The organism is Microvirga rosea (assembly GCF_020595095.1).
GTDB lineage: Bacteria > Pseudomonadota > Alphaproteobacteria > Rhizobiales > Beijerinckiaceae > Microvirga > Microvirga rosea.
Window position 1 is genome coordinate 68,504 of record NZ_JAJDOP010000007.1, and the last position, 24,862, is coordinate 93,365.

General features: G+C 64.2%; 19 protein-coding genes. 7 read left to right on the top strand and 12 right to left on the bottom strand.

All coding sequences use genetic code 11. The annotated features are described in order from the left end of the window. Positions 1–175 precede the first annotated feature (175 nt). Complete coding sequence (rpoH, locus tag LJD17_RS17415) at positions 176–1,060, top strand: RNA polymerase sigma factor RpoH (RefSeq protein WP_227385479.1); 885 nt, start codon at positions 176–178, stop codon at positions 1,058–1,060. A 49-nt stretch (positions 1,061–1,109) separates the two neighbouring features. Here the strand turns inward: rpoH and LJD17_RS17420 are convergent, their stop codons facing one another. The 3 genes from LJD17_RS17420 to LJD17_RS17430 form a co-directional block, all read right to left on the bottom strand. Next, entirely contained in the window at positions 1,110–2,297 is a 1,188-nt protein-coding gene (locus tag LJD17_RS17420) for a histidine kinase (RefSeq protein WP_227385480.1), read from the bottom strand. A gap of 33 nt (positions 2,298–2,330) precedes the next feature. Further along, on the bottom strand, positions 2,331–3,623 hold the full coding sequence (locus tag LJD17_RS17425; RefSeq protein WP_227385481.1) for an adenylosuccinate synthase: 1,293 nt from the start codon (positions 3,621–3,623) through the stop codon (positions 2,331–2,333). A 136-nt stretch (positions 3,624–3,759) separates the two neighbouring features. Next, entirely contained in the window at positions 3,760–4,623 is an 864-nt protein-coding gene (locus tag LJD17_RS17430; protein ID WP_227385482.1) for a type 1 glutamine amidotransferase, read from the bottom strand. 76 nt (positions 4,624–4,699) lie between these two features. On the opposite strand from LJD17_RS17430, the gene LJD17_RS17435 reads away from it, so the two are divergent. Then, complete coding sequence (locus LJD17_RS17435; RefSeq protein WP_227385483.1) at positions 4,700–5,605, top strand: DMT family transporter; 906 nt, start codon at positions 4,700–4,702, stop codon at positions 5,603–5,605. A 53-nt stretch (positions 5,606–5,658) separates the two neighbouring features. Here the strand turns inward: LJD17_RS17435 and serA are convergent, their stop codons facing one another. Together serA and LJD17_RS17445 are read right to left on the bottom strand one after the other, a co-directional pair. Beyond that, the gene (gene serA, locus LJD17_RS17440) at positions 5,659–7,251 is read right to left on the bottom strand and encodes a phosphoglycerate dehydrogenase (protein WP_227385484.1); all 1,593 of its coding nucleotides are present in this window, start codon (positions 7,249–7,251) and stop codon (positions 5,659–5,661) included. A 116-nt stretch (positions 7,252–7,367) separates the two neighbouring features. Then, positions 7,368–8,540, bottom strand: a complete 1,173-nt coding sequence (locus LJD17_RS17445; RefSeq protein WP_227385485.1) for a phosphoserine transaminase — start codon at positions 8,538–8,540, stop codon at positions 7,368–7,370. 223 nt (positions 8,541–8,763) lie between these two features. Here LJD17_RS17445 and LJD17_RS17450 point away from each other — a divergent pair, with 223 nt between their 5' ends. Both LJD17_RS17450 and LJD17_RS17455 read left to right on the top strand, forming a co-directional pair. Then, a complete protein-coding gene (locus tag LJD17_RS17450; RefSeq protein WP_227385486.1) occupies positions 8,764–10,035 on the top strand; it encodes an efflux RND transporter periplasmic adaptor subunit in 1,272 nt (423 codons plus the stop codon). 86 nt (positions 10,036–10,121) lie between these two features. After that, positions 10,122–13,277 carry an efflux RND transporter permease subunit gene (locus LJD17_RS17455; RefSeq protein WP_227385487.1) on the top strand — a complete coding sequence of 1,052 codons (3,156 nt, stop codon included), beginning with the start codon at positions 10,122–10,124 and terminating at the stop codon, positions 13,275–13,277. Between the two features lie 46 nt (positions 13,278–13,323). On the opposite strand, the gene LJD17_RS17460 is transcribed toward LJD17_RS17455, so the two are convergent. The 6 genes from LJD17_RS17460 to pal all read right to left on the bottom strand — a co-directional run bounded on the left by LJD17_RS17460 (position 13,324) and on the right by pal (position 20,775). Next, positions 13,324–14,055: an outer membrane protein gene (locus tag LJD17_RS17460; protein ID WP_227385488.1), complete on the bottom strand. Its 732-nt coding sequence runs from the start codon at positions 14,053–14,055 to the stop codon at positions 13,324–13,326. 396 nt (positions 14,056–14,451) lie between these two features. Beyond that, on the bottom strand, positions 14,452–15,828 hold the full coding sequence (gene glmM, locus LJD17_RS17465) for a phosphoglucosamine mutase (RefSeq protein ID WP_227385618.1): 1,377 nt from the start codon (positions 15,826–15,828) through the stop codon (positions 14,452–14,454). A gap of 225 nt (positions 15,829–16,053) precedes the next feature. After that, complete coding sequence (ftsH, locus tag LJD17_RS17470) at positions 16,054–17,973, bottom strand: ATP-dependent zinc metalloprotease FtsH (RefSeq protein ID WP_227385489.1); 1,920 nt, start codon at positions 17,971–17,973, stop codon at positions 16,054–16,056. 145 nt (positions 17,974–18,118) lie between these two features. After that, entirely contained in the window at positions 18,119–19,099 is a 981-nt protein-coding gene (gene tilS / locus LJD17_RS17475; RefSeq protein WP_227385490.1) for a tRNA lysidine(34) synthetase TilS, read from the bottom strand. A 69-nt stretch (positions 19,100–19,168) separates the two neighbouring features. Continuing rightward, positions 19,169–20,149, bottom strand: a complete 981-nt coding sequence (gene ybgF, locus LJD17_RS17480) for a tol-pal system protein YbgF (RefSeq protein WP_227385491.1) — start codon at positions 20,147–20,149, stop codon at positions 19,169–19,171. Positions 20,150–20,271: 122 nt separating this feature from the next. Continuing rightward, positions 20,272–20,775, bottom strand: a complete 504-nt coding sequence (pal, locus tag LJD17_RS17485) for a peptidoglycan-associated lipoprotein Pal (RefSeq protein WP_227385492.1) — start codon at positions 20,773–20,775, stop codon at positions 20,272–20,274. Between the two features lie 273 nt (positions 20,776–21,048). Between pal and LJD17_RS17490 the strand changes: the two genes are divergently transcribed. Together LJD17_RS17490 and LJD17_RS17495 are read left to right on the top strand one after the other, a co-directional pair. Beyond that, entirely contained in the window at positions 21,049–22,590 is a 1,542-nt protein-coding gene (locus LJD17_RS17490; protein WP_227385493.1) for a phospholipase D-like domain-containing protein, read from the top strand. 89 nt (positions 22,591–22,679) lie between these two features. Next, positions 22,680–23,300 carry an HdeD family acid-resistance protein gene (locus LJD17_RS17495; protein ID WP_227385494.1) on the top strand — a complete coding sequence of 207 codons (621 nt, stop codon included), beginning with the start codon at positions 22,680–22,682 and terminating at the stop codon, positions 23,298–23,300. A gap of 12 nt (positions 23,301–23,312) precedes the next feature. Here LJD17_RS17495 and LJD17_RS17500 read toward each other — a convergent pair whose 3' ends face one another. Further along, positions 23,313–23,942: a TetR/AcrR family transcriptional regulator gene (locus LJD17_RS17500; protein ID WP_227385495.1), complete on the bottom strand. Its 630-nt coding sequence runs from the start codon at positions 23,940–23,942 to the stop codon at positions 23,313–23,315. A 97-nt stretch (positions 23,943–24,039) separates the two neighbouring features. Here LJD17_RS17500 and LJD17_RS17505 point away from each other — a divergent pair, with 97 nt between their 5' ends. Beyond that, positions 24,040–24,804, top strand: coding sequence for an NIPSNAP family protein (locus LJD17_RS17505; protein ID WP_227385496.1), 765 nt, complete (start codon positions 24,040–24,042; stop codon positions 24,802–24,804). Positions 24,805–24,862 lie beyond the last annotated feature (58 nt).

A 24,862-nucleotide genomic window follows, 5' to 3' on the forward strand; every position in this document is an offset into this window, starting at 1 on the left:
AAATCAGTCAAGGCGGCACCCTTGCGGCTTCCGCGCGTTGTCACCTCCTGAAGCCTGACTGCCTCTGTTCTGACAAGGTTCGACCGTCTATATAGGGTGCGTAGACGGTCGGCCATCGCTGGAGGCCGTCTCAGGCTTGCCTCACCTCTGGAGGGAGCCAGATAAGGAGATCGATATGGCTGCAGCGCTTCCAGTGCTTGCCAATGAAGGGGGCCTTTCGCGTTATCTCGACGAGATCCGTCGGTTCCCCATGCTTGAGCCGCATGAGGAGTTCATGCTCGCCAAACGCTGGCGAGAGCATGGAGATCGCGAAGCAGCTCACAAGCTCGTGACGTCCCATCTGCGTCTCGTGGCGAAGATCGCCATGGGCTATCGCGGCTATGGTCTACCCATCAGCGAGGTCGTATCCGAAGGAAATGTCGGCCTCATGCAAGCCGTCAAACGCTTCGAGCCCGACAAAGGCTTCCGCCTCGCCACCTATGCTATGTGGTGGATCAAGGCGGCGATTCAAGAATACATCCTGCGTTCCTGGTCTCTCGTGAAGATGGGGACCACAGCGAACCAGAAGAAGCTGTTCTTCAACCTCCGCAAAGCCAAGGGCCGGATTTCCGCCCTCGACGAAGGAGATCTGCATCCCGACCAGGTGAAGCAGATCGCCACCCAGCTCGGCGTCAACGAGCAGGACGTTGTGGACATGAACCGCCGCCTCGGCGGCGATGCCTCCCTGAACGCTCCGTTGCGGGAGGAAGGCGAAGGCGAATGGCAGGACTGGCTCGTCGACAACAGCGAAAGCCAGGAGCAGATGCTCGTGCAGGAAGAGGAAGGGCAGAATCGCCTGTCCGCCCTGCGCAATGCCCTTTCGGTCCTCAACCCGCGGGAGCGCCGCATCTTTGAGGCCCGTCGCCTCTCGGACGACCCGATCACCCTCGAGGAGTTATCGACGGAGTTCGGCGTCTCCCGCGAGCGGGTTCGCCAGATCGAGGTGAGGGCTTTCGAAAAGGTTCAGGAAGCAGTCAAAAAGAACCTCGCGAAGATCGAGGCTCCCGAAGAGGCCCACTGAAGCCTTCTATCGAGAGACGAAAAAGCCGCGGTTTTCCGCGGCTTTTGTTTTACTGCCATTGGCTGAAGGCGCTGTTGAGCACCTGTGCTCCGGACGGCCCCTTCTCGAAGCTGAGAATGGCCCGTTGTCCCGATGCCATTCGGACCGGCAGGTCGATCCAGTTCCGTCTGACGAACAGCTCGGTGTTCCGCTCGATATCGCTCGAGAGATTCGAAAGACCGATCAGGAAAAGGTTTTCGCGCACCGGCACGGGAAGGCCCGCGACCGGAGTTCCCCTGGCGGCCTCTTCGTCCTTGAACTGCAGCAGCCCCACATCACGGATGACCCGTCCGCTATCGCCGGCGCGGGTCGTGAAGGAAATTTCCACCGTGTGCGAGGCCGGCAACGTCGCGTCGAGGTTGCGGCGGAGCACCATCCGCATCGTCAACCCGGCATCCGGAATGTCCAGGTTGGCGGTCACGGCCCGCTGAAGCGGCTGCCCCTGCCCGGGATTGATATCTTCGAGGCGCCACGTGACGCGCCCGGTCTGCGCTTTGGGGCTGGACGGATTTGCCGGGTCCTCTTCGTAGAGGACCGCCCGCTGGGCGACGCCGATCTCCTGACGGGCCGGCTGCGGCGACGCCGGAGCCGGGGTGGACGGCGCGCCCACACGGTCGTTGTTCTTGCTCGCATCGGGCTGGGGCTGCGGCGCCTGGGCGACAGGAACCTGAGGCGTAAGGTCTTCGGGCTTGTCTCGCCACAGGAAGGCAAACGCGGCGATCGCGGCGATCACCAATGCGAGCACCGCGCCGAGGATGACCGTCCGCCCTCGCTTGCCGCTTTGCATTCCCGGATGGGGGCGGCTTTCAACCCGAGGCCGCGCCGCCGCTGTGTCCTGCGCGACCGCGTCGGCTTCTCCCGGTGCCTCTTCGGGCTGGAAGGCCGCGGGTGCCGAAAGGGGTACGACCGATTGAGGCCCTGGTCGCCGCGGCGCTTCCTCCGACGCGGAAGAAGCCGCCGGGGGCTTTTCGGTGAAGTCGAAATCCTTGAACGAAAAGTCCGCCTCGACGCGAACGATCGCGTCGTCGAGGGACCGGCTTTCCTTTTGGATGTCCGGCTCCGACAGCGGAGGATCAAGCGAGCGCAGCTGAGCCACGAGAGCGGAGCGCGCGCGTTCATAAACAGCGCGCCGCATCTCGGGGGTCTGGTCGGATAAGCCTTCGATGGCTCGGGCAATCAGTGGGTAATAATCTGCCATTTGCCCTCGGAATGGCGCGGAGCGGGCCCCGCGTCAACCCTCAAACGGGTTCTTCATGAGGATTGTATCGTCACGCTCTGGCGAGGTCGAGAGAACGGCCACCGGCGCACCGATCAATTCCTCGATCCGGCGGACATACTTGATCGCCTGCGCCGGAAGATCGGCCCATGAGCGCGCGCCTGCCGTGGAGCCGCTCCAGCCTTCCATCTCTTCATAGATCGGCTCGACCCGCGCCTGCGCTCCTTGGCTCGCCGGGAAATAATCGATCGTTTCGCCATCGAGACGATAACCGACGCCGACCTTGATCGTCTCGAAGCCATCGAGAATGTCGAGCTTGGTGAGCGCGATTCCATCGATTCCGGACGTTCTCACGGTCTGGCGGACCAGCGTCGCATCAAACCAGCCGCAACGGCGCTTGCGCCCGGTGACGACGCCGAATTCCTTCCCCTTCTGTCCGATCAGCTCGCCGATCTCGTCGAACAGCTCGGTCGGGAAAGGACCCTCGCCGACGCGGGTCGTGTAGGCCTTGGCGATGCCGAGCACGTAGCCAACCGCCCCAGGCCCGAGGCCGGAGCCGGTCGCCGCCTGCCCCGCGACCGTATTGGAAGAGGTAACGAAAGGATATGTGCCGTGATCCACGTCGAGGAGAGAACCCTGGGCTCCCTCGAACAGGATGCGCTTGCCTGCCCGGCGCTCCTCATCGAGGAGCCGCCAAACCGCATCCATATAGGGAAGCACCTTGTCGGCCACCGAGGCGAGCTCGTCATAGATCGCCTTTGGATCGAACTCGGGAAGACCGAAACCGCGACGCAGGGCATTATGATGGCTCAGGAGCCGGTCGATCTTTTCCGGGAGGGAGCCAAGATCGGCAAGATCCATCAGCCGGATGGCGCGGCGGCCGGCCTTGTCCTCGTAGGCTGGGCCGATGCCGCGCTTGGTGGTGCCGATTTTCGTGCCCGCGCCACCGCTTTCGCGAAGGGCATCGAGCTCGCGATGGATGGAGAGAATCAGCGTCGCGTTCTCGGCGATGCGCAGGTTCTCGCGGGTGATGGCCACCCCCTGCTCGGCGAGGCGCTCAACTTCGCCCGCGAGGGCATGGGGATCAAGCACGACACCGTTGCCGATCACCGACAACTTGTTGGGACGCACGACACCGGAAGGGAGGAGCGAGAGCTTGTAGACCTTGTCTCCGATCACGAGCGTGTGGCCGGCATTGTGGCCGCCCTGGAACCGCACGACCACGTCGGCCTGCTCGGAGAGCCAATCGACGATCTTGCCTTTGCCCTCGTCGCCCCACTGGGCGCCCACGACAACCACGTTCGCCATCGCTTAATGCCTCACATGAAAAAACCCCGGCGCAAGGCCAGGGTTTGGGGTGGAAAAACCTTGCAAACTCTCATGGTGGATCGAGGCGGCGAGGTCAAGCCGGAATGCGCCGATGTCCTCTAAAGAGCGTGGGTTTTCAGGCTCGTCCGCGAGCGCTCTTCGTCCGCCGGACCTGATGCTCGACGAAATTGCGGATTTCCCGTGTCCTGCGCGTCGCGTCGAGGACCTCGCCATCGACACCGTGGCGCCATGCGAGGTCGGCGCGCTGCGGATTGGCGTGCAGTTCGTTCAAGTCCGCGATGTAGCTGGCCGCATCCTCCGCCGTACGGCAAAAACCCTCCGCCACGAGAATGTTCGTCCGGCGCGCCAGAATCACCGCCAGCTCGCCCAAGCTGAACTCGGGGTGATACTGCACGCCCCAAAAGGTCCCGCCATTGACCGTGATCTCGGCGGCCTGAACGGCGGAGACCGCATTGGAGGCCAGCACTGTGCAACCTTCAGGCTGCGCAGTGACCATATCGAGGTGAATGGCCGGTGCATCATAGACGGGAGGGCGCCCGCCGAGCATCGGATGAGCCTCGCCGATAGCGGTCCGCATCAACCGGCGGGCGAATCCGACTTCCCGTCCCGACGGGTTGGGGCGGACATCGCCGCCCGCCGCGACCGCCGCGACCTGCAAGCCCCAGCAGGATCCGAAGCTCGGCGTTCCCGAGGCATAGATGGATCGCATCAGATCGACCTGGCGCAGAATGTCGGGCGTCCGGTCGTAGATGTTGAGATGGGAGCCGGTGAGAACGACGCCGTCATAGGATTCGAGGCCGGAGGCATCAGGAAGGTTCGCCCCCTCGTCGGCCGGAAAGGCCAGATCGCAAACCGCGTCCGCCTCGATTTCCTGCAACACGGCAGCATAGGACTCGGACGGCATGAGTCCATAGGCCTCACGGTGGGCCTGCCTTGCACTCTGCGTATTGCCCTCGACAACCAGAAATCTTAAGGCCATGACCTTTGAAGCCTCCCTTTTGTGCCGGTTTACCCGAACGGCGCTCGGCGGCAAGCGCTAGGAGGTTCCAAGGCCCATGAAAGTCCTTCGCTCCCTTTGGAAAGGATTCTTCGGGCAGGCCTATCTGCTGCTCGTGACCACCACCCTGTTCTGGGGCGGAAACGCCATTGCGGGCCGCCTCGCGGTCGGAGAAATCTCTCCCATGGTCCTCACCGCCCTGCGCTGGGTTCTGGTGGTGTCCGTCATGCTGCCCCTGCTCGGCCGAAAGCTGGTGGCCGAGCTGCCCCTGCTTCGCCGAAGCTGGCTCTTCATCGTTCTCATGGGGGCTTTCGGCTTCACGGCTTTCAATGCCCTGTTCTATGCCGCGGCTCATCACACCAGCGCCGTTAATCTGACGATCTTCCAAGGCGCCATTCCGGTCCTGGTGCTGCTCGGGATGGTTCTGTTCTTCCGGGCTCCGGTTCTGCCTTTGCAGATCCTCGGCATGATCGTGACGGTGGTGGGCGTGATCATCGTCTCGGTGAAAGCGGATCTTGAGATCCTCAGAACGCTCGCGCTCAACATCGGCGATGTGTGGATGCTGATCGCCTGCATCTTCTATGCGGGCTACACCCTGGGCCTCAGATACCGGCCGCTGGTATCGGGATTGGTGTTCTTCACCGCACTCGCGGTCGTGGCCTTTCTGAGTTCACTGCCGCTCCTTGCGATGGAAATCGTCCATGGAACCGCGCAATGGCCGACCTTCAACGGATGGCTGGTGCTGATTTACGTCGCGTTCCTGCCATCGCTCCTGGCACAGGTTTTCTTTATCCGTGGCGTGGAGCTGATCGGACCTGCACGGGCCGGTCTTTTCGTGAACCTCGTGCCGGTCTTCGGCGCCCTGCTCGCCGTGCTGCTGCTGGGCGAGCCCTTCGCGTTCTATCACGCGCTCGGCTTGGTGCTCGTGCTTGGCGGCATCTGGCTTTCGGAACGAAAGGCCTGATGGCCGCTCTCCAGGGCGAACGGCGATGTCCGCCCTGGAGCCATTGAGCGCGTTTAGAACCGCACGGACCGGGCGCGCTTCACCTGGGGGATCTCCTCGATCCTGCGCAGGAGTTCGTCCGTGACCGGCTGATCGACCGAAACGAAGCAGATGGCATCGCCGCCAAGCTTGTCGCGGCCCAGAGCAAAGGTTGCGACGTTCACACCGGACTCGCCCAGCAACGTGCCGAAGCTGCCGATAAAGCCGGGCTTGTCGGCGTTGCGCACATAGATCATGTGCGGTGCGAACTCCGCATCGACCGCGATGTCGCGGATCTCGGTCACACGCGGCTTTCCGTCCTGGAACACCGTGCCGCCCGCATGGCGGGCCATGTCCTCCGCATCCACCACGATGCGAATGAAGCTCTCGTAGTCACGGACGGCGCTCTCGCGCTTGACCTCTTCCACGGTAATGCCGCGCTCGCGCGCAACCACGGGCGCCGACACCATGTTGATGTCCTGCAGGAAGGGACGTAGCACGCCGGCGACCGCAGCCGAGGTCAGCGCACGGGTATTCATCTCCGCCACATCGCCTTCATACTCGATGCGGATTCCCTTGATGGGAGCCTCGGTCAGCTGACCGAGGAAGGAGCCGAGCTTCTCCGCCAATGCCACGAACGGCTTGAGGCGCGGGGCCTCCTCCGCGGTGATCGACGGGAAGTTCACCGCATTCTGGATGGCGCCCTGCAGCAGATAGTCGGACATCTGCTCGGCAACCTGCAGCGCGACATTTTCCTGCGCTTCCGTCGTGGCGGCGCCCAGATGCGGGGTGCAGACGACAGCGGGATGGCCGAACAGCGGATTGGCGGTCGCGGGCTCTTCCGTGAACACGTCGAAGGCTGCGCCGGCCACGTGGCCGGAATCGAGAGCCGCGCGCAGAGCCGCCTCATCCACGAGTCCGCCGCGGGCGCAGTTGATGATGCGGACACCCTTCTTGGTCTTGGCGATGTTCTCCGCCGAGAGGATGTTCCTGGTTTTCTCCGTCATGGGCACGTGCAGGGTGATCACGTCGGCCCGGCGCAGGAGATCCTCGAGCTCCACTTTCTCGACACCGAGTTCGAGCGCACGCTCCGGCGACAGGAAGGGGTCGTAGGCGATCACGCGCATGCGCAGGCCGATCCCGCGCTCTGCGACGATGGATCCGATATTGCCGCATCCGATGACGCCGAGCACCTTGCCGGTGAGCTCGACGCCCATGAAACGGTTCTTTTCCCACTTGCCGGCCTGCGTCGAAGCATCGGCCTGCGGAATTTGGCGGGCCAGCGCGAACATCATCGCGATGGCATGCTCCGCGGTGGTGATCGAATTGCCGAAGGGCGTGTTCATGACGATGATGCCCTTCGCCGTCGCGGCGGGAATCTCGACATTGTCGACACCGATGCCGGCACGGCCGATCACCTTCAGGTTTTTCGCCTGTTCGAGGATCTTCGCCGTCACCTTGGTGGCGGACCGGATGGCAAGACCGTCATAGTCGCCGATGATGGCGGCAAGCTTGTCCTTGTCCTTGCCGAGGTCCGGCTGGAAATCCACGTCGATGCCGCGATCCTTGAAGATCTGCACGGCGGCGGGCGACAGGGCGTCGGAAATGAGTACGCGGGGTTTGGTCATGGAATTGCACCGATCACGTCATCCCGGCTCAGGTCGCGCCGGCCAGGATCGTTAAGGAAAGAGAGCGTTGAAAAAGCTCCCGGATGTGGCCTTGCCGCATCTGGGGCACATCGGCATCAGGCCGCTTTCGCGAGCTTTGCCTTTTCCTGCGCGAAGGCCCAGTCGAGCCAGGGCGTCAGAGCCTCGAGATCGGAGGCCTCGACCGTCGCACCGCACCAGATGCGAAGGCCGGGAGGCGCATCGCGATAGGCACCGATGTCGAAGGCAACGCCTTCCTTGTCCAGGGTTGCGGCAATGCCTTTGGCGACCTGGGTCACAGCCTCGGCTCCCTTTGCGACGACATCCGCATCGGCGATCACGAGGCAGACGCTGGTATTGGAAGCGTTCGCCGGCTCCTTGGCCAGATTGGCGATCCAGGGTGTCCGTGCGGCCCAATCGTGAATGACCTTGGCGTTGGCATCCGCCTTGGCCAGAAGCCCTTTCAGGCCCCCGATGCCCTGAGCCCATTCCAGCGCGTCGATATAATCCTCGACGCAGAGCATGGACGGCGTGTTGATCGTCTCGCCCTCGAAGATCCCCTCGATGAGCTTGCCGCCTTTCGTCATGCGGAAAATCTTGGGCAGAGGCCAGGCCGGCTTGTACGTTTCCAGGCGCTCCACGGCGCGCGGCGACAGGATGAGCATGCCATGGGCAGCCTCGCCGCCGAGCACCTTCTGCCAGGAGAAGGTCACGACATCGAGCTTGGCGAAGTCGAGCTTCTGCGCGAAGGCGGCCGAGGTCGCATCGCAGATGGTCAGACCCTCGCGATCCGCCGCGATCCAGTCCGCATTCGGGACCCGCACGCCGGACGTGGTGCCGTTCCAGGTAAAAACCACGTCCCGGGTCTTGGTATCGACCTGGGTGAGATCGGGCAGCTCGCCGTAAGGCGCCGTGATGACCCGGGCGTCCGCGAGCTTGAGCTGCTTGACGACATCGGTGACCCAACCCTCGCCGAAGCTTTCCCAGGCCAGCATGTCCGCCGGGCGAGCGCCGAGCATCGACCAGAGAACCATTTCGACGGCGCCGGTATCGGACGCCGGCACGATGCCGATGCGGTAATCGGCCGGAACCTCGAGCACTTCGCGGGTCAGGTCGATGGCGCGCTTCAGCCGCGCCTTGCCGAGCTTCGCACGATGCGAGCGGCCAAGGCTCTCGGTCTTCAGGTTTTGGAGGGACCATCCGGGGCGCTTCGCGCAGGGGCCGGACGAGAAGAAAGGCGCGCGAGGACGCGCGGCAGGCAGATCTGTCATGTCATTCCATCCTTACAGATGGGCGCCTCTCGTTGGGGAGAGGTGTCCCGCCGACCGGTATGACGGAGAGGCCTTCAAAGGTCAAGGGCGAAGGTTCAGGACAGGAATGAAGTGCTAGATTACGAAATCGTAATACAAAATGTCGTGTGGCCTAAGGTATGTTCACGGTGCTTGGCATATATTGTGCTAGGAACTCCGACATAAAAAGGTTCAAGGAGCGAGCATGCGTGTGTCCCGTCAGCTCGCCGTCATCGCCGTGCTGGGGGCAGCAGGGTATGGCGGCTGGTATGCCTATCAAGGCGGCTATCTCGCGAAAGCACCGGTTATCGGGTCCTATTTTGCGAAAGCAGAGGAACCATCGGCCCGGTCCGGACGTGGGGGACGCGGCGGCGCCTCCGGTCCACCCACCGTCGAGGTCAGCGAGGTCAAGACCGGCCGGATCGTGGATACCCGTGAATCCGTGGGCACCGTTCGTGCCTATGAATCGATCACCGTGACCGCCAAAATAGCAGGCGTCATCACCGACATTGGTTTCGACGAGGGCCAAAAGGTCAAGGCGGGCGACATGCTCGTTCAGCTCGATGCCGCGGAACGCAAGGCCGAGATCGAGCAGGCCGTCGCCGAGGCCAACCGCGCCGTCGCTCTCAGGAATGAAGTTGCGATCAAGCTCGAGCGTGCGCAGGCCCTGAACCGGACGGGCGCCGGGACAGGCGCCCAGGTCGAGGATCTGACGGCCCAGGTCAAATCCCTTGAAGGATCCATCGCTTCGGCCCAGGCACAACGGAAAGCCGCTGAAGCCCGCCTCGAGGATCTGACGATCCGCGCGCCGTTCGCGGGCCGTGTCGGCACCCGCTCCGTGTCGCTCGGGGCGTATATCTCCCCCGGCACCCGCATCACGTCTCTCGACGATCTGTCCCGCGTGCGCCTCGACTTCGCGGTTCCGGAGAACCTTTTGGGACGTCTCAAGCCCGGCCAATCGGTGAACGCCATGTCTCCGGCCTACAGGAACCGGGTCTTCAAAGGCACGGTGTCCACCATCGATACCCGTGTCGAGCAGACTACCCGCACGGTGCGCTTGACGGCCGAGTTCGACAATCCTGACGAGGCTCTCAAGCCCGGCATGTTCCTCTCCGTCGCCTTGGAGGTGACCACAAAGGACGATGCGGTGATCGTTCCTGAGGAAGCCGTTGTGAGCGAGGGCCTGCGCCAGATCGTCTATCCGGTAAAGGGCAACAAGGTGGAGCGCCGGGTCGTCACCATCGGCCAGCGACAGGGTGGCAACGTCGAGGTCGTCGAGGGTCTCAAAGCGGGCGAAACAATCGTCGTGCTGGGTGTCCAGCGCGTGCGGGCCGGCATCGAGGTGATCGCCCGTCCCCTGGGATCGGCGCCCCCTGCTCCCCAGCAGGCGCCGGCGGCCAACAGGGAGCAACCATCCCGAAGCTCACTCAACCTGCCGCCGGCAATCGGCAGCGCCGTCGCGGCGGAGCGGAACTAATTATGCCCCGCCCCTGCTCGATCATGAGACAGGGGCGGCGGCTCCACGTTTGAGCGGCCCCGCCCCTCTTCGGACGATGTAAAAACATGCAGGTTTCAGACCTTTTCATTCGCCGTCCCGTCTTCGCCGTCGTGGTCAGCCTGCTGCTGGTCGTGGGCGGCTTGGCGTCCCTGATCAACTTGCCCGTCCGGGAATATCCGAGCGTGGACCGGCCTGTCGTTTCCGTCTCGACCATCTATCGCGGCGCCTCGAACGAGGTCGTCGAGAGTCGGATCACGGAGGTCATCGAGGGCGCGGTGGCGGGCATCGAAGGCATCCGCCAGATCAGCTCGCAGAGCCAGAACGAGCGCTCCTCCGTGTCGATCGAGTTCGACGTTTCCCGCGACCCCGAAGGCGCGACGTCGGACGTGCGTGACGCCGTGTTCCGCGTCGTCGGCCGCCTCCCGGACGGGGTCGACCAGCCGGTCATCCGCAAGGTGGACGACAACGCCTCCGCGATCATGTGGATCAGCGTGACGTCGACGAGCCTCGACGCGCTCGAACTGAGCGACTTCCTGAAGCGTGTCTACGTGGATCGCCTGTCCACGGTGCCGGGCGTCGCCAATGTGTACCTCGCCGGCGAGCGGCGCTATGCCATGCGACTGTGGGTCGACCGGGCCGCGCTGGCAGCCCGCAACCTGACCGTTCAGGATCTCGAAAGCGCCATCAAGAAGCAGAACGTGGAGCTGCCGGGCGGGCGCATCGAGTCGCAGCAGCGCGAATTCACCGTCAAGACGGATTCCCGCCTCGCCTCCCCGCGCGACTTCGAGCAGGTCATCGTTTCCAACAAGAACGGCTATCTGGTTCGGCTCGGCGAGGTGGTCCGGGTGGAAGTCGGCGCGGAAGATACCCGGTTTGAATTCTACGATTCCGGCAAGACCGCCGTCGGCATCGGCATCGTTCGCCAGTCGACCGCCAATACGCTCTCGGTTGCCAACGATGTCCGGGCTGAGCTGGCGCAGCTCAAGGATTCCCTGCCCCCCAACACCTCGGCCGATGTCTCCTATGACGAGAGCCAGTTCATCAGCGCGTCCATCGAAGGCGTCCTGCATACTCTCGTCGAAGGCCTCGCCCTCGTCATTCTTGTGATCCTGCTGTTCCTGCGCGACTGGCGCTCGACGATCGTCGCCATGGTGGCCATTCCGGTGTCGATCATCGCGGCCTTCATGGTGATGAGCTTTTTCAACGCGTCGGTGAACGTGCTGACTCTGCTGGCGATCGTGCTGGCGATCGGCATCGTGGTGGACGACGCGATCGTCGAAATCGAAAACGTCCATCGCCGCATCGAGGACGGTCAGCCGCCGCTGCTTGCATCGTTCGACGGCGCCCGTGAGATCGGATTTGCGGTGATCGCCACCACCGCAACGCTCATGGCGGTGTTCGTGCCGCTGGCCTTCATGACCGGCAATACGGGCAAGTTGTTCCGGGAATTCGCCATCACGCTCGCCGCCGCCATCTTTTTCTCCGGCGTGGTGGCGCGCACGCTCACGCCGATGCTGTGCTCCAAACTGATGGTGCCCGCCCACGGCCGCATTCAGCTCATGACGGAGCCCTTCTTCACCGGCATGAACAACGTCTACCGGCGCCTCCTGTCGCGGGCCCTGAAAGCGCCGCTGGTGATCCTGGCTCTCGGCGTCGCCGTATCGTTTGCGGCTTACGGTTTCTTCCAGATCATTCCGAAGGAGTTCTCTCCCACGGAAGATCGCGGCGCGATCATCGTCCAGGTGTCGGCCCCGGAAGGCGCGAGCCTGGACTACACCCGTGAGCGCGTGAAAGAGGTGGAAAAGCAGATCCTGCCCTATCAGGAAAAAGGGATCGTTGCGTCCATCACGAGCCAGGTCGCCCCGGGCTTCGCGCGGCCCTCGCCGGTCAATTCCGGCATCATCATCGTGCGCCTCGTGCCGTGGGACAAGCGCAGCATGAAACAGCAGCAGCTCACGCAGGAGCTGTTCGGAAAGGTGTCGAACTTCCCCGGCGCACGCGCCTTCCCGATCAACCCGGGATCCCTCGGCCAGCGTGGCCTGTCGCAGCCGATCCAATTCGTGCTCGGCGGTCCGGACTACAATACTCTGCGGGACTGGCGGGATATCGTGATGCAGAAGGCCCAGGAAACCGGGCTCTTCGTCAACATGGATTCCAACTACAAGGAATCTCAGCCCGATATCCGCGTGCAGATCGACCGCGCTCGCGCCGCCGATCTCGGCGTGTCCGTGGAGGATATCGGCCGGACGCTCGAACTGATGTTCGGCGAGACGGAGATCTCGACCTTCGTCAATCGCGGCGAGGAATATTCGGTCATCATGCGAGGACGCCCTGAGGACCGCGCGACGCCGAACGACTTGACGAACACATTCATGCGCTCGGCGAACGGCGAGCTCGTTCCCCTGTCCTCCTTCGTGACGCTGACGGAATCGGCCGCACCGCAGACGCTCAACCGTTTCGACCGGCTGCGCTCGATCACCATCCAGTCGACCTTGCGGCCGGGAACTTCTATCGGCGAAGGCCTGGCGGTCCTCGAGCAGATCGTGCACGACAATCTGCCGGCGGAAGCACGCATCGGCTATACGGGTCAGTCGAAGGATTTCAGGGAATCCTCCAACGCCATCTATGTGACCTTCGGCATGGCGCTGCTGGTGGTGTTTCTGGTGCTGGCGGCCCAATTCGAAAGTTGGATCAACCCGTTCATCATCATGCTGACCGTCCCGCTCGCGGTGACCGGCGGCTTGGCGGCCCTGGCGCTGACGGGACAATCCCTCAACATCTACAGCCAGATCGGCATGATCCTGCTCATCGGCCTCATGACCAAGAACGGCATCCTGATCGTCGAATTCTCGAACCAGCTTCGCGAGCAGGGCTACTCGGTGCGTGATGCGGTGATCGAGGCTTCCGTGCTGCGCCTGCGTCCGATCCTCATGACGTCGATCGCCATGATCGGCGGCGCGATTCCCCTCGCATGGTCATCGGGAGCAGGCGCGGAAGCCCGCAATGCCATCGGTTCGGTGATCGTCGGCGGCGTTACCCTTTCCACCCTGCTGACGGTTCTCGTGGTGCCATCGATCTATCTGCTTCTCGGCGGCTACACCAAGCCCGCGACCTATGTCAGCGATCTGATCGAGAAACTGCGGGAACAGACCGGCATGCGTCCGCATGGGGAGGATATCGGCCAGGCCGAGCAACGTCCGCCGGCCCATCCGGCGGAGTGAAGGTTTCCTTGATGAGCCCGATGCGCCTTGCATCGGGCGGAGGCGCTCAATTGAAATAATACCGCGCGCCGATGCGCAGCTCATGCGTGCCGAGGCTGCGGGCGCGGATCGGCGGCTCCCCGTTTTCCAGGAAGCCGGTGCGTGCCCAGCCCAGATGGCTGTAGCGGTAGCCGATATCGAGCTTCAGGTTCGCCGTCAGATCGACCGCGACACCACCCGTCAGAGCCCAGGCCAGAGCCGTCTGCGTCCGGGCCGGCAGGTCTTGCGGGACGGCCATGCCGGCAATGGTCCGTTGAGCCTCATCCATCCTGTTCCGGCTGACGCCGATGCCCGCGCCGAGGTAGGGTGTGACGCCGTCCCAGAGCGGCAGATCGATATAGGCATTGAGGAGAACGGTCGTCGCCTCGAAATCCGCCCGGTCGAATGCCAGGCCGGAGGCGCCACCCCAGCGGCTGCCCTTGTAGGTCGCACCGAACCGATGATCGATGGTCAGGTCGGTTCGCAAGAAGGGAGCCAGCTGAAAACCGATGCCTCCTCCGAGGCTCACCTCCCGGTCGAAGCGGGCCTTGTTCAAAGCCGGCGTGAAAGCCGTTCCAAGGTCGCGCCCATGGCGCAGCACCGGCTCGTCGAGCCCGATATCGCCACGCAGATACCAGCCCGAAGCGGTCGGCTCGTCGGAATCGTCGAGCACTGGCGCCGGCGGAAGGTCCGCCCCGTAGGCCATCGATCCGGCGAGGCTCAGGGCCAGGCTTGCCAGGGCAAGGAAGGTCTGACGCAATCGAAATCTCCGCAATGGACAGGTCGGCATCGGCCATCCGGGACGGCCGGACCGAGGGCCGCAACCCTAATGCGGAGATGTTAAGCGCCGCTTAACCTTAACGGATCGTTCGGGGGACGCTCCCTGTCATTCCGGGGCGAGCGTCGCGAGAGCCCGGAACCCATAACCCCTAACGGTTCGAGATGAGGCACTACGGCAGCCGTTGCGTCTTTTCCGGAATCCTCAGCGGCTCTGGGTTCCGGGCTCCGCTGCGCGGCCCCGGAATGACGGGGGTGTCCCTGTGTCATTCCGGATTGCCGCAAGGCAAGTCCGGAACCCAGAACCACTCACTGCGCAGCATGAGCCGCAGCGGCTCTCGCAGCTCCCCATCCTGAATGCGTTTGGATGATCGGATGGTCAGGCCGCGCCCTTGATGGGAGCTTCCGCCAGTGTCTGGCTGGCGACGCGGGAGACCGCGTCCACTACATCGTCGACGACGCGGGTGATGAGATCGCTGTCATCGCCTTCCGCCATGACGCGGATGACCGGCTCCGTGCCCGATGGTCGGATGACGAGGCGACCATTGGCGCCGAGGCGCTCGCGTCCGGCTTCGATCGCCTTCACCACGGACTCGGCCTGCAGCGGCTGTCCGGCCTTGTAGCGGACATTCTTGAGGATCTGCGGCAAGGGTTCGAAGCAATGGCAGACTTCGGAAACCGGCTTGTCGAGGCGCTTCACGACGGCCAGGAGCTGGAGAGCCGCAATCAATCCATCGCCTGTCGTGGTGTAATCGGACATGATGATATGGCCGGATTGCTCGCCGCCGAGATTGAAGCCATGCGCACGCATGTGCTCGAGCACATACCGGTCGCCCACCGCCGTGCGGATCAGGCTGAGGCCGAGATCGCTGAGATAGCGCTCGAGACCGAGATTGGACATGATCGTGGCAACAATGCCGCCCTGGGCCAGGCGACCGTCTTCCTGCCAGGAGCGCGCCACGACACCCATGAGCTGATCGCCGTCGACCTTGTGCCCCTTCTCGTCGACGATGAGCACCCGGTCGGCGTCTCCGTCGAGGGCAATGCCCACGTCCGCCCGCAGCTCCCGCACCTTGTTGACCAGGGCATCAGGGGCGGTGGAGCCGACCTCGTGGTTGATGTTGAAGCCGTTCGGCTCGACGCCGATGGACATGACCTCGGCCCCAAGCTCCCAGAGAGCTTCCGGAGCGACCTTGTAGCCGGCCCCGTTGGCGCAATCGATCACGACCCGCATGCCTTCCAGGTCCAACTGGCGCGGCAGGGTGCGCTTGGCGAACTCGATATAGCGGGCATCGGCGCTCTCGATGCGCTTGGCGCGCCCGAGCAGGGAGGAGCCGGCGAGCCGGTGGGAAAGATCGGATTCCAGCAGCCTTTCGATCTCGTGCTCCACATCGTCGTTGAGCTTGAAGCCGTCGGGCCCGAACAGCTTGATGCCGTTATCCTCGTAAGGATTGTGCGAAGCGGAGATCATCACGCCGAGGTCGCAGCGCATGGAGCGGGTCAACATGGCCACGGCGGGCGTCGGCATGGGGCCGAGCAGCAGAACGTCCATGCCCACGGAGGTGAAGCCCGCCACGAGGGCATTCTCGATCATGTAGCCGGAAAGGCGGGTGTCCTTGCCGATGATGACCCGATGGCGATAGTCGCCCCGCTGGAACATGAGACCGGCCGCCTGTCCGACCTTCAGGGCGAGGTCGGGGGTGATGACGCCGTTGGCGCGGCCACGGATGCCGTCTGTTCCAAAGTATTTGCGCACGTGCTGGTTCTCCGCCTTCTGTAGCGCCGATACGCGCTTTGGTCTTTTCAAAGCAACCTCCCTGAATCGGGTCAAGGCTTTCAGGCCAATACGGCCATCACAAGTGATGAGCAATTGTTACAATTCAGGGATCGGATGCTCTGAAGAAGTCTTAAACTTCTTGAATTCACAAAAAAACGCCCGCTCGAGGCGGGCGCTTCGTTCTTACGGAGTGCTTCGAAAAATTCAGGCCTGCGGCTGGGGCTCCATGCCGCCACCGCTTTCCTTCGGCCGGCCACGTCCGGCAGTCGGAACGGCGGAGCCGCGGCTCCCCGACATGCTGTCGCCCGTGTCCCGGATCGGAGGCTGACCATCGAGGAGATTGTGGATCTCGTCGCCGGTCAGGGTTTCGTATTCCAGAAGGCCTCGGGCCAGCGCCTCGAGATCATGGGCCTTTTCAGTCAGGATGCGCCGGGCATCCTCAAGGCCCGTCTCGACGAGACGGCGCACTTCGGAGTCGATCTTCTGGGCGGTGGCCTCGGAGACGTTCTGCTGCCGGCCCATCTGCATGCCGAGGAAGACCTCGTCCTGGTTCTCGCCATAGGCGACGGTGCCGAGCTCGGGCGAGAAGCCCCACTTGGTCACCATCATCCGGGCGAGACGGGTCGCCTGCTCGATATCGGACTGGGCGCCCGACGTGACCTTCTCCTTGCCGAAGATCATCTCTTCGGCAATGCGGCCGCCCATCATGATGGCCAAGCGCGAGGTCATCTGTTCGAAGCTCATGGACAGCTTGTCCCGTTCGGGGAGCTGCATGACCATGCCCAGGGCGCGGCCACGGGGGATGATGGTGGCCTTGTGCACCGGATCCGTGGCCGGAACGTTGAGGGCCACGACCGCATGGCCGGCCTCGTGATACGCGGTGAGGCGCTTCTCGTCGTCGGTCATGACCAGGGTCCGGCGCTCCGCGCCCATCATGACCTTGTCCTTGGCATCCTCGAACTCGTGCATGGTGACGATGCGCTTGCCGCGCCGGGCAGCCAGAAGGGCAGCCTCGTTCACCAGGTTCATCAGGTCGGCACCGGAGAACCCAGGGGTGCCGCGGGCGATGACCTTGAGATCCACATCGGGAGCGAGCGGAACCTTGCGCACGTGAACGCGCAGGATCTTCTCGCGGCCGGTGACATCCGGGTTCGGCACCACGATCTGGCGGTCGAAACGGCCGGGACGCAGAAGGGCCGGGTCGAGAACGTCAGGACGGTTGGTGGCCGCGATGATGATGATGCCCTCGTTGGCCTCGAAGCCGTCCATCTCCACGAGGAGCTGGTTCAGGGTCTGCTCGCGCTCGTCGTTACCGCCGCCGAGACCGGCGCCGCGATGGCGGCCGACCGCGTCGATTTCGTCGATGAAGATGATGCAAGGCGCGTTCTTCTTGGCCTGATCGAACATGTCGCGGACGCGGGACGCGCCGACGCCGACGAACATTTCGACGAAGTCCGAGCCCGAAATGGTGAAGAACGGCACGTTGGCTTCGCCGGCGACCGCGCGGGCGGTCAGGGTCTTACCGGTACCGGGAGGGCCGACCAGAAGCACGCCGCGCGGAATACGGCCGCCCAGGCGCTGGAATTTCTGCGGGTCGCGAAGGAATTCCACGATTTCCTGGAGGTCTTCCTTGGCCTCGTCCACGCCTGCCACGTCATCGAAGGTGACGCGGCCATGGGCTTCCGTCAGGAGCTTGGCTTTCGACTTGCCGAAGCCCATCGCGCGGCCGGCACCATTCTGCATCTGCCGCGACAGGAACACCCAGGCGCCGATAAACAGGGCAATCGGCAGGATGTTCATGAGAACGGCGATGAACCATGGGGTCGAATCGGATTGCGGCCGGGCCGTGATCTGAACGCCCTTCTGCTGCAGCTTGGACACCAGGGTCGGATCGTTCGGCGCATAGGTCGTGAACGTGCGGCCATCCGTATAGGTGCCGCTGATCTCCGGGCCGGAGATGACGACGTTCGAGATGCGGCCTGAATCGGCATCGCTGAGAAGCTGGCTGTAGGCAATATCGCCACTGCCGCCACGATGGCCCGGGCTTTGGAACAGCGTCACGAGCGCCAGCACCAGAAGGAAGATGACGACCCACAAGGCGAAATTGCGGAAATTTGAATTCATCGGATCAGTTTTTCTGCCCCAGAGGGAGATGAGCGCGGAGGACACCCCCGCGCGGCTAAACTCAATGTAGGCGTGCGTTTCCCCCTTGCCAAGGGAATGAGGCGCCTCTGCGGCATCTTCGGCTGCCTTTGATGAATAGTCTTGGCTAACGACCCCGCTTGCGCGGAGGTTCCGGGGCGATCGTGAGGCGTCCGTGGCGGTCGAGCTGGAGCAAGGCACCAGCGACCGTCATGCGCAGCCCCTCCCCTCGCCCCAGCGCCCCGCGAAGGCGCTCCGTGCAAGCCTCCAGGCGAACGAGCCGGCTGGCTTCCAGGCGGATGCCGGCGCTTTGAAGAGCCCCCAGAAGAACCCGAAGCGCGATCTCGAACGGTTCTTCGGCCAGGGGAGCGGCATGAAGGCGCAAGGCTCCCTCGCCGATCTCGCATCCTGCCCGCCCCAAGGCTTCCTCGGCCTTGCGACCCAGCGCTTCCTCCACCTGGCGGGCTCTGCGGGCAAGGCCCGCCAAGCGCTCCGCCGTCAATCCCTCGGCCGCGAGGGCAGGCATCAGGCGGCGCCACCGGACCCGGGCGAAGCGCTCGTCGGCGTTCGAGGGATCCTGCACGAAAGGCCACTCTTCCCGTGAACACAGGTCCAGAAGCAGCTGCTTCGGGCAGGCGAGCAGGGGCCGGACATGGCGAAGTCCATCCCGATCCCGCTCCGGCCGCATCCCTCCGAGTCCGGCGAGGCCGGATCCGCGCGACAGACGGATCAGGACGGTCTCCGCCTGATCGTCCAGAGTATGGGCCGTGACGAGATGGGTCGCGCCGAGGTCGTGGGCCCAGGCGATGAGGAGGTCGTAGCGGGCATCGCGCGCGGCCTCCTGCAGGCCGGTGGTCGGCTTGGGGCCCGACCAGACGAGGGTGTGGTGGGACAAGCCGAGAGCGGCCGCCTCCCGCGCCACGAAATCGGCCTCCTGCGCGGCCTCCGGCCGCAGCCGATGATCGACGGTCGCCACAGCGATGGGAGGACGAGGCGTTTCCTGGCTCCAGTGGGCAAGAAGATGCATTAGCGCCATGGAATCCGGCCCGCCGGAAACGGCAGCCAGGATGGCCTTCGCGGAATACAGGGACGAGAAAAGACTGTTCAACCGCTCAGCGGAAAGGAGATCGTCCGGGGCGGAGGAGAATGGCACGCGGCGCAGGAGCAGGCGCGACGGCTAGCTGCACTTGGAGCGGCGCTGTTCGCGCTCGGAACCTTGGCGCACGGCGGCGGAAGCCTGCGGGTACTTTCGGTCGAGCTCGGCGAACACGGCGCAGGCGCGGTCCTTGGCGCCCAGGCTGTTCAGGGCGATGCCGAGCTTCAGAAGCGCGTCGGGCGCGCGGGCGGCGTTCGGATGATCGGTGGACACGTTCAGGAACTGCTCGGCCGCCTCCCGGTAGCGGTTGCGCTGCATGTAGGTCTCGCCAAGCCAGTAGGATGCCTCCGGGACGAGACGGTCGCGGGGGTTGGACTGGAGGAAGCGCCGGAAGCCCATTTCGGCCTCCTCATACTGCCGTTGGGTGAAATACCCATAGGCCATCTCGAAATCCGATCGCGGATCCCCGACGCTCGTGGCGGCCACGCTCGGCCCCCGGGACGGGGGCGCGGCAACGGCGGGGGCCGGGGGAGCGGCAGCCACGCGGCCGGTCGGATTGATGTCCAGCGGCGCGGCATCCATGGCCATCTCGTCTTCTTCGATCAGCTCCCCGATCCCGGAGGGCTGATCGGCCATGGCCTGGCCGCCGGGCAGCCCCAACGGCGGCTGCGCCTCGGCCGTGAGAGGCACGGACGGAGCGGTTGTTCCTAAAGGACGAGGAGCGCCGGGAGCCCCCGGCGCTTCTGACGGATCGAAGAGATCGCTGCGACGCTGCGGTTGCGCCTGTGGCTGAGCCGGACGCGGCGGCGTGGTGGCGGACGGGGCCCTGCTGCCCCCGCCGCGGCCTTCCTGGAAGCGGAACTCCACGTCTTCCTGGAATTTCCGGAGCTGCTCCTTGAGCACTTGGTTCTCGTGCTGAAGCTGCTCCATTTGACCGGACATCTGCCTGAATTGGCTCTCAAGCCGGTTGAGCCGCACGATGGCGTCGGCGGCGTCCTGCGCGAAGGCAGGCGCCGACAAGGCGGTCATGAGGGTAAGAAACACGATCAGGCGGCGCAGCATGCTCGGGTACCATGAGGGTCGTATGGAGGGTGCCGATAACACAAATGCGCCGCCACGGCGAGATTGTGGCGGCGCAGTCCAGCCCTCCGCCAAATGGGAGGAAATGGGTTTCATGAGAGGCCTTATGCGCCAGCGCCGGTGTTCAGGACCGTGACGGCGCGACGGTTCTGCGACCAGCAGGAGATGTCGTTGCAGACCGCGACCGGGCGCTCCTTGCCATAGGACACGGTGCGCAGACGGGACGCGTTGATGCCGCGGGACACCAGATAGTCGCGAACGTTCTGGGCGCGGCGGGCGCTCAGGGAGAAGTTGTACTCGCGGGTGCCGCGCTCGTCCGCGTGGCCTTCGATGATGAAGGTGTAGTTCGGGTAGCGGTTGAGCCACTGAGCCTGCTTATCGAGGGTCGCGGCGGCCGTGGGGGTCAGGTCGGTCTGGTCCGTTTCGAAGAAAACACGATCGCCCACATTGACCACGAAGTCCTGGGCGCTGCCCGGTGTGGCGGCTCCACCGGCTCCAAAGCCGCCGCCGGCCCCATCGGCCATTCCATCTTTATTGGACGAACACGCCGCCGCCCCGAGGGCGAGGACGATGGCAGCGGCGAACTTGACGGCGCGCAACGTCATCATTGGCAATACTCCTTACACATACGTCTGCCGAACGTTGTGTGATCTATATCGGGCGATGGTTAAGGGAGGGTTCCGTCGATCGGACGAGGAGAGGCTGGATTAAGGTGAATCGAACCCGGGTCGGGAAACCTGGGCTTAGGGTTAATTAGGAGTAAATGCGGCAAAGAGTTGGCGGCGCCGCAAGGCCGGGCCCCGCGACGGATCGACGTTCCACAGCTTACGGCGAAGCCGAAAGGCGGTTTCGTGCGTTATGGGAACATGACACCGCTGCCCATGCCGTTCAGAACTCCCGAATCGTCCCTGCCGTACCGTCCCACGGACCCTCGGCTAGAGCGGGCTTTTTCGCGAATCGCCGACAGCGAGCTTCGTCAGGGCAATGCGATCGTTCTCCTGCGGGATGCGGGGGAAAATTATCCGGCCTGGCTGGACGCCATTCGCAGCGCCCGCCACGTGATCCACTTCGAAAACTTCATCATCGCCGACGACGAGACAGGCAGAACCTTCGCTCAGGCCCTGATGGAACGGGCGCAGGCCGGGGTCACGGTCCGGGTTCTGTATGACTGGCTCGGGTCCTCCTGGCGGGCCCTCCCGCGATTCTGGAACAGGCTGCGCGCCGCCGGGGTGGATGTGCGGGTCTTCAACCCGCCTCGCCTGTCCGATCCTTTCTGGATCCGCCGCAACCACCGAAAGGTGATCACGGTGGACGGCCGCAGGGGGTTCGTCGCGGGCCTTTGCGTCTCGAACGCCTGGGAAGGCGCCCACGGAGCCGAGCCCTGGCGCGATACGGGACTGGCGCTGGAAGGACCGGTGGTCGCCGATCTCGATGCGGCTTTTGCTGATAGCTGGGCGCGCGCGGGCGCCCCCCTCGACAGAACCGAATGGGAGCCGACCCAGGCCATCCCGGAGGCCGGGACGGTGGCGGCCCGCGTCATCTGCGGACAGCCGGGCATGTTCCGGACCTATCGGTTCGACCAGTTCGTCGCCGCAACCGCGCAGCGCAATCTCTGGCTCACCGACGCCTATTTCGTCGCCACCACCTCCTACGTCCAGGCCCTCGCCGAGGCCGCGCGGGACGGGGTCGACGTCCGTCTCCTCGTGCCGGGCGCCAGTGACGTGGCGCTGCTCCAGCCGGTCGTCCGCGCGGGATACCGGTCCCTGGTCGAGGCGGGAATCCGGGTGTTCGAGTGGAACGGCTCCATGCTTCACGCCAAGACCGCCGTCGCCGACGGACGGTGGGCGCGGGTCGGCTCGACGAACCTCAACCTGGCGAGCTGGGCCACCAACTGGGAACTCGACGTCGTCGTCGAGGATCGCAGCTTCGCGGAGGCCATGGAAGAGATGTATCTTCAGGATCTGGCCAACGCCACGGAGATCGTTCCAGGCCTTCTGACCCGGCGGAAACAATCGCAGAAAATGCGTTCGCGCCGTTTTCCGCGCCCGAAAAAGGGCGGCGTCCGTCGCTTGGCGGCCGGCGCCCTGGCTCTCAGCAACAGCATCAGCCACAGGGACAACGCCCGCTCCCTGACGGCGACGGAGGCCAGCAGCATCGCGGTGATCGGGGCAGTGCTCCTGGCCCTTGCGGTTGCCGTCACCCTCTTCCCGGTTCTGGTGGTCTCGCCCCTCGTCATCGGTCTGACATGGCTCGGGCTTGCCCTCATGATCCGGGCGTTTCGCCTCAAATGGCGGATCCGGCTCCGGCGCCGCAAGCTCGAACGACGGCGACAGGCCATGCGGGCTCATGCCATGCAAGCTCATACCGTGCAGGCCCACGGCACGCATGCGTATCCCGAGCGCACGACATTTCCGGAGAAATGAAACCTACCGCCAAGCTTAAGTGTTGATTTGATGCCTAACGCAAGGTCAGGCACGATGCATGTGCCCGACTCTTCATGAGGGAGATCACCATGGCAGGCGGCACATCCCAAAACAACGGATCCTTCGACCGCGCGGAGGCAATGAGCGCACTGCTCGCACAAAACTGGTGGGCGGTGGCCCTGCGCGGCGTCTTCGCGATCATTTTCGCGTTGATTGCCCTCTTTATTCCCGGAGCGACGCTCCTGTCCCTGGTGCTGTTCTTTGCGGCCTATATGCTGGTGGACGGGATTTTCAGCATCGTGGCTGCGGTCAGGGCGGCTTCCCACCACCAACGATGGGGCCTTCTCGTGCTTGAGGGCGTCGTCGACATCCTGGTGGGCGTCATCGCTTTCGCGTGGCCGGGCCTCACGGTGGTGTTCTTCGTGACCCTCATGGCGGTCTGGTCCCTGATCACCGGCGTTCTCGAGATCGTCGCCGCGTTCAAGCTGAACCCGACCTATGGACGTGGCTGGTTGATCTTCAGCGGCATCGTGTCGATCCTGTTCGGCATCGCGCTTCTGGTCGCGCCGATGATCGGCGCGGTGGTGCTGACCTGGTGGCTTGGCGCCTACGCGATGGTCTTCGGGATCACCCTTCTCGTGCTGGCCTTCAAGTTGAGAAGCCGGAAGGATACCCCGTCCGCCACCACGGCCATGCCACGGGGAGCATGAGGCGAAAGCCCCTCATGTCCTGCCGGAACCGGTGTTCGGGTCCAGCATGGGGCCTAAAAGCCGCGCGCAGGTCCTGAGAGGTTCGGCGCTCTGGCTGGCTTTGGCCATCGCCATGGCTCCTGAATAGGCCGCCACCACGAAGGTGGCGGTCGCCTCCGCGTCAGGTGGCGCTGGATGACCGGCGTCCTGGTCCGCTCTGATCCGGTCGGCGATGGCGGATCGCCAGCGCCCGAAGATCGCCTCGATCGCTTGCCGGAAGTCGTCGTCCTGGCGGGACAATTCCAGAGCCAGGTTGTTGAGCGGGCAGCCCGAGACCGTTCCCTGCTCGTCGAGTTCTTGCGCGATCGCCTCGAAAACCGCCGCAATGCCTGACGCCGCGGTCGCGGCCGAACGGACCGGGGCGATCCACGTTTCCTCGACCGCGTCCGCGACGCGGGTCTCCAGAACGGCCAGTCCCAGCTCCTTCTTGGTGGGATAATGGTGGGAGAAGGCCCCGCCCGTCGCGCCCGCTTCCCGCTTGAGGTCATGGACCGAGGTCGCGTTGTAGCCGCGCGTGCAAAATGCCCCGTAGGCAGCGTCCAAAACCCTTTGGCGCAGCCCCTCCGGGTCGTTGATACGGTTCCGCTCCGTTCGCTTCGTCATGAGGTTCTCCCGCTCGTCAGACTATCAGATTGACATAACCGGACAAGTGTCCTGTATTGCGAAACAGGACACTTGTCCGGTTATGATGGGAGGAACCATGGCAATCGACACTGGAGAAACTGGACCGTCGGATCATTCCGGCGCCGCGATCGTGGAGTTCAGACGGTACCGGCTCCGGCCGGGAGCACGGGAGACCCTGATCCATCTCTTCGATGGGACCTTCATCGAACCTCAGGAAGAGGTCGGGATGCGTGTCATCGGCCAATTCCGGGACCTGGACGATCCCGACAGCTTCGTCTGGCTTCGGGGTTTTGCCGATATGCCCCACCGTGCGGACGCCCTGGGCCGCTTCTACGGAGGGCCTGTTTGGGCGGCGCACCGGGATGAGGCAAACGGCACCATGATCAACTCGGACAACGTGCTGCTGTTGCGGCCGTCCCGGGCCGGAAGCGGCTTCCCGATGGCGGATCGGTCTCGTCCTCCGGCCACCGGAGATAAGGATACGGGCCTGATTATCGCGACGACCTGCTCCCTGGCCCCCCGGACGGAGGACGCGTTCGCGGCTTTCTTTGCCGCGAAGGTGCAGCCGTTGCTGGAGGGCGCGGGGGCGAGGATCCTCGCATCCCTCGTCACGGAGCGGAGCCCGAACACGTTCCCCCGCCTCCCGGTGCGAGAGGGGGAAACGGTCTTTGTCTGGTTCTCGGGCTTTCCCGACTTGGCGGCCCATGGGCGCTATCGGGCGAGCCTGGCCCAATCCGAAGCATGGGCCAGGGCGATCGAGCCGGAACTGGAGCGGCAAATCTGGCGGCCGCGGGAAGTCGCCCGTCTGGTGCCGACCGCCCGCTCCCTGCTGCGCGGCTGAGCCTTAAAGGGTCATCCGGATGTAGGGTCGTGACATCCGGATGACGGTGCCGAAGCCG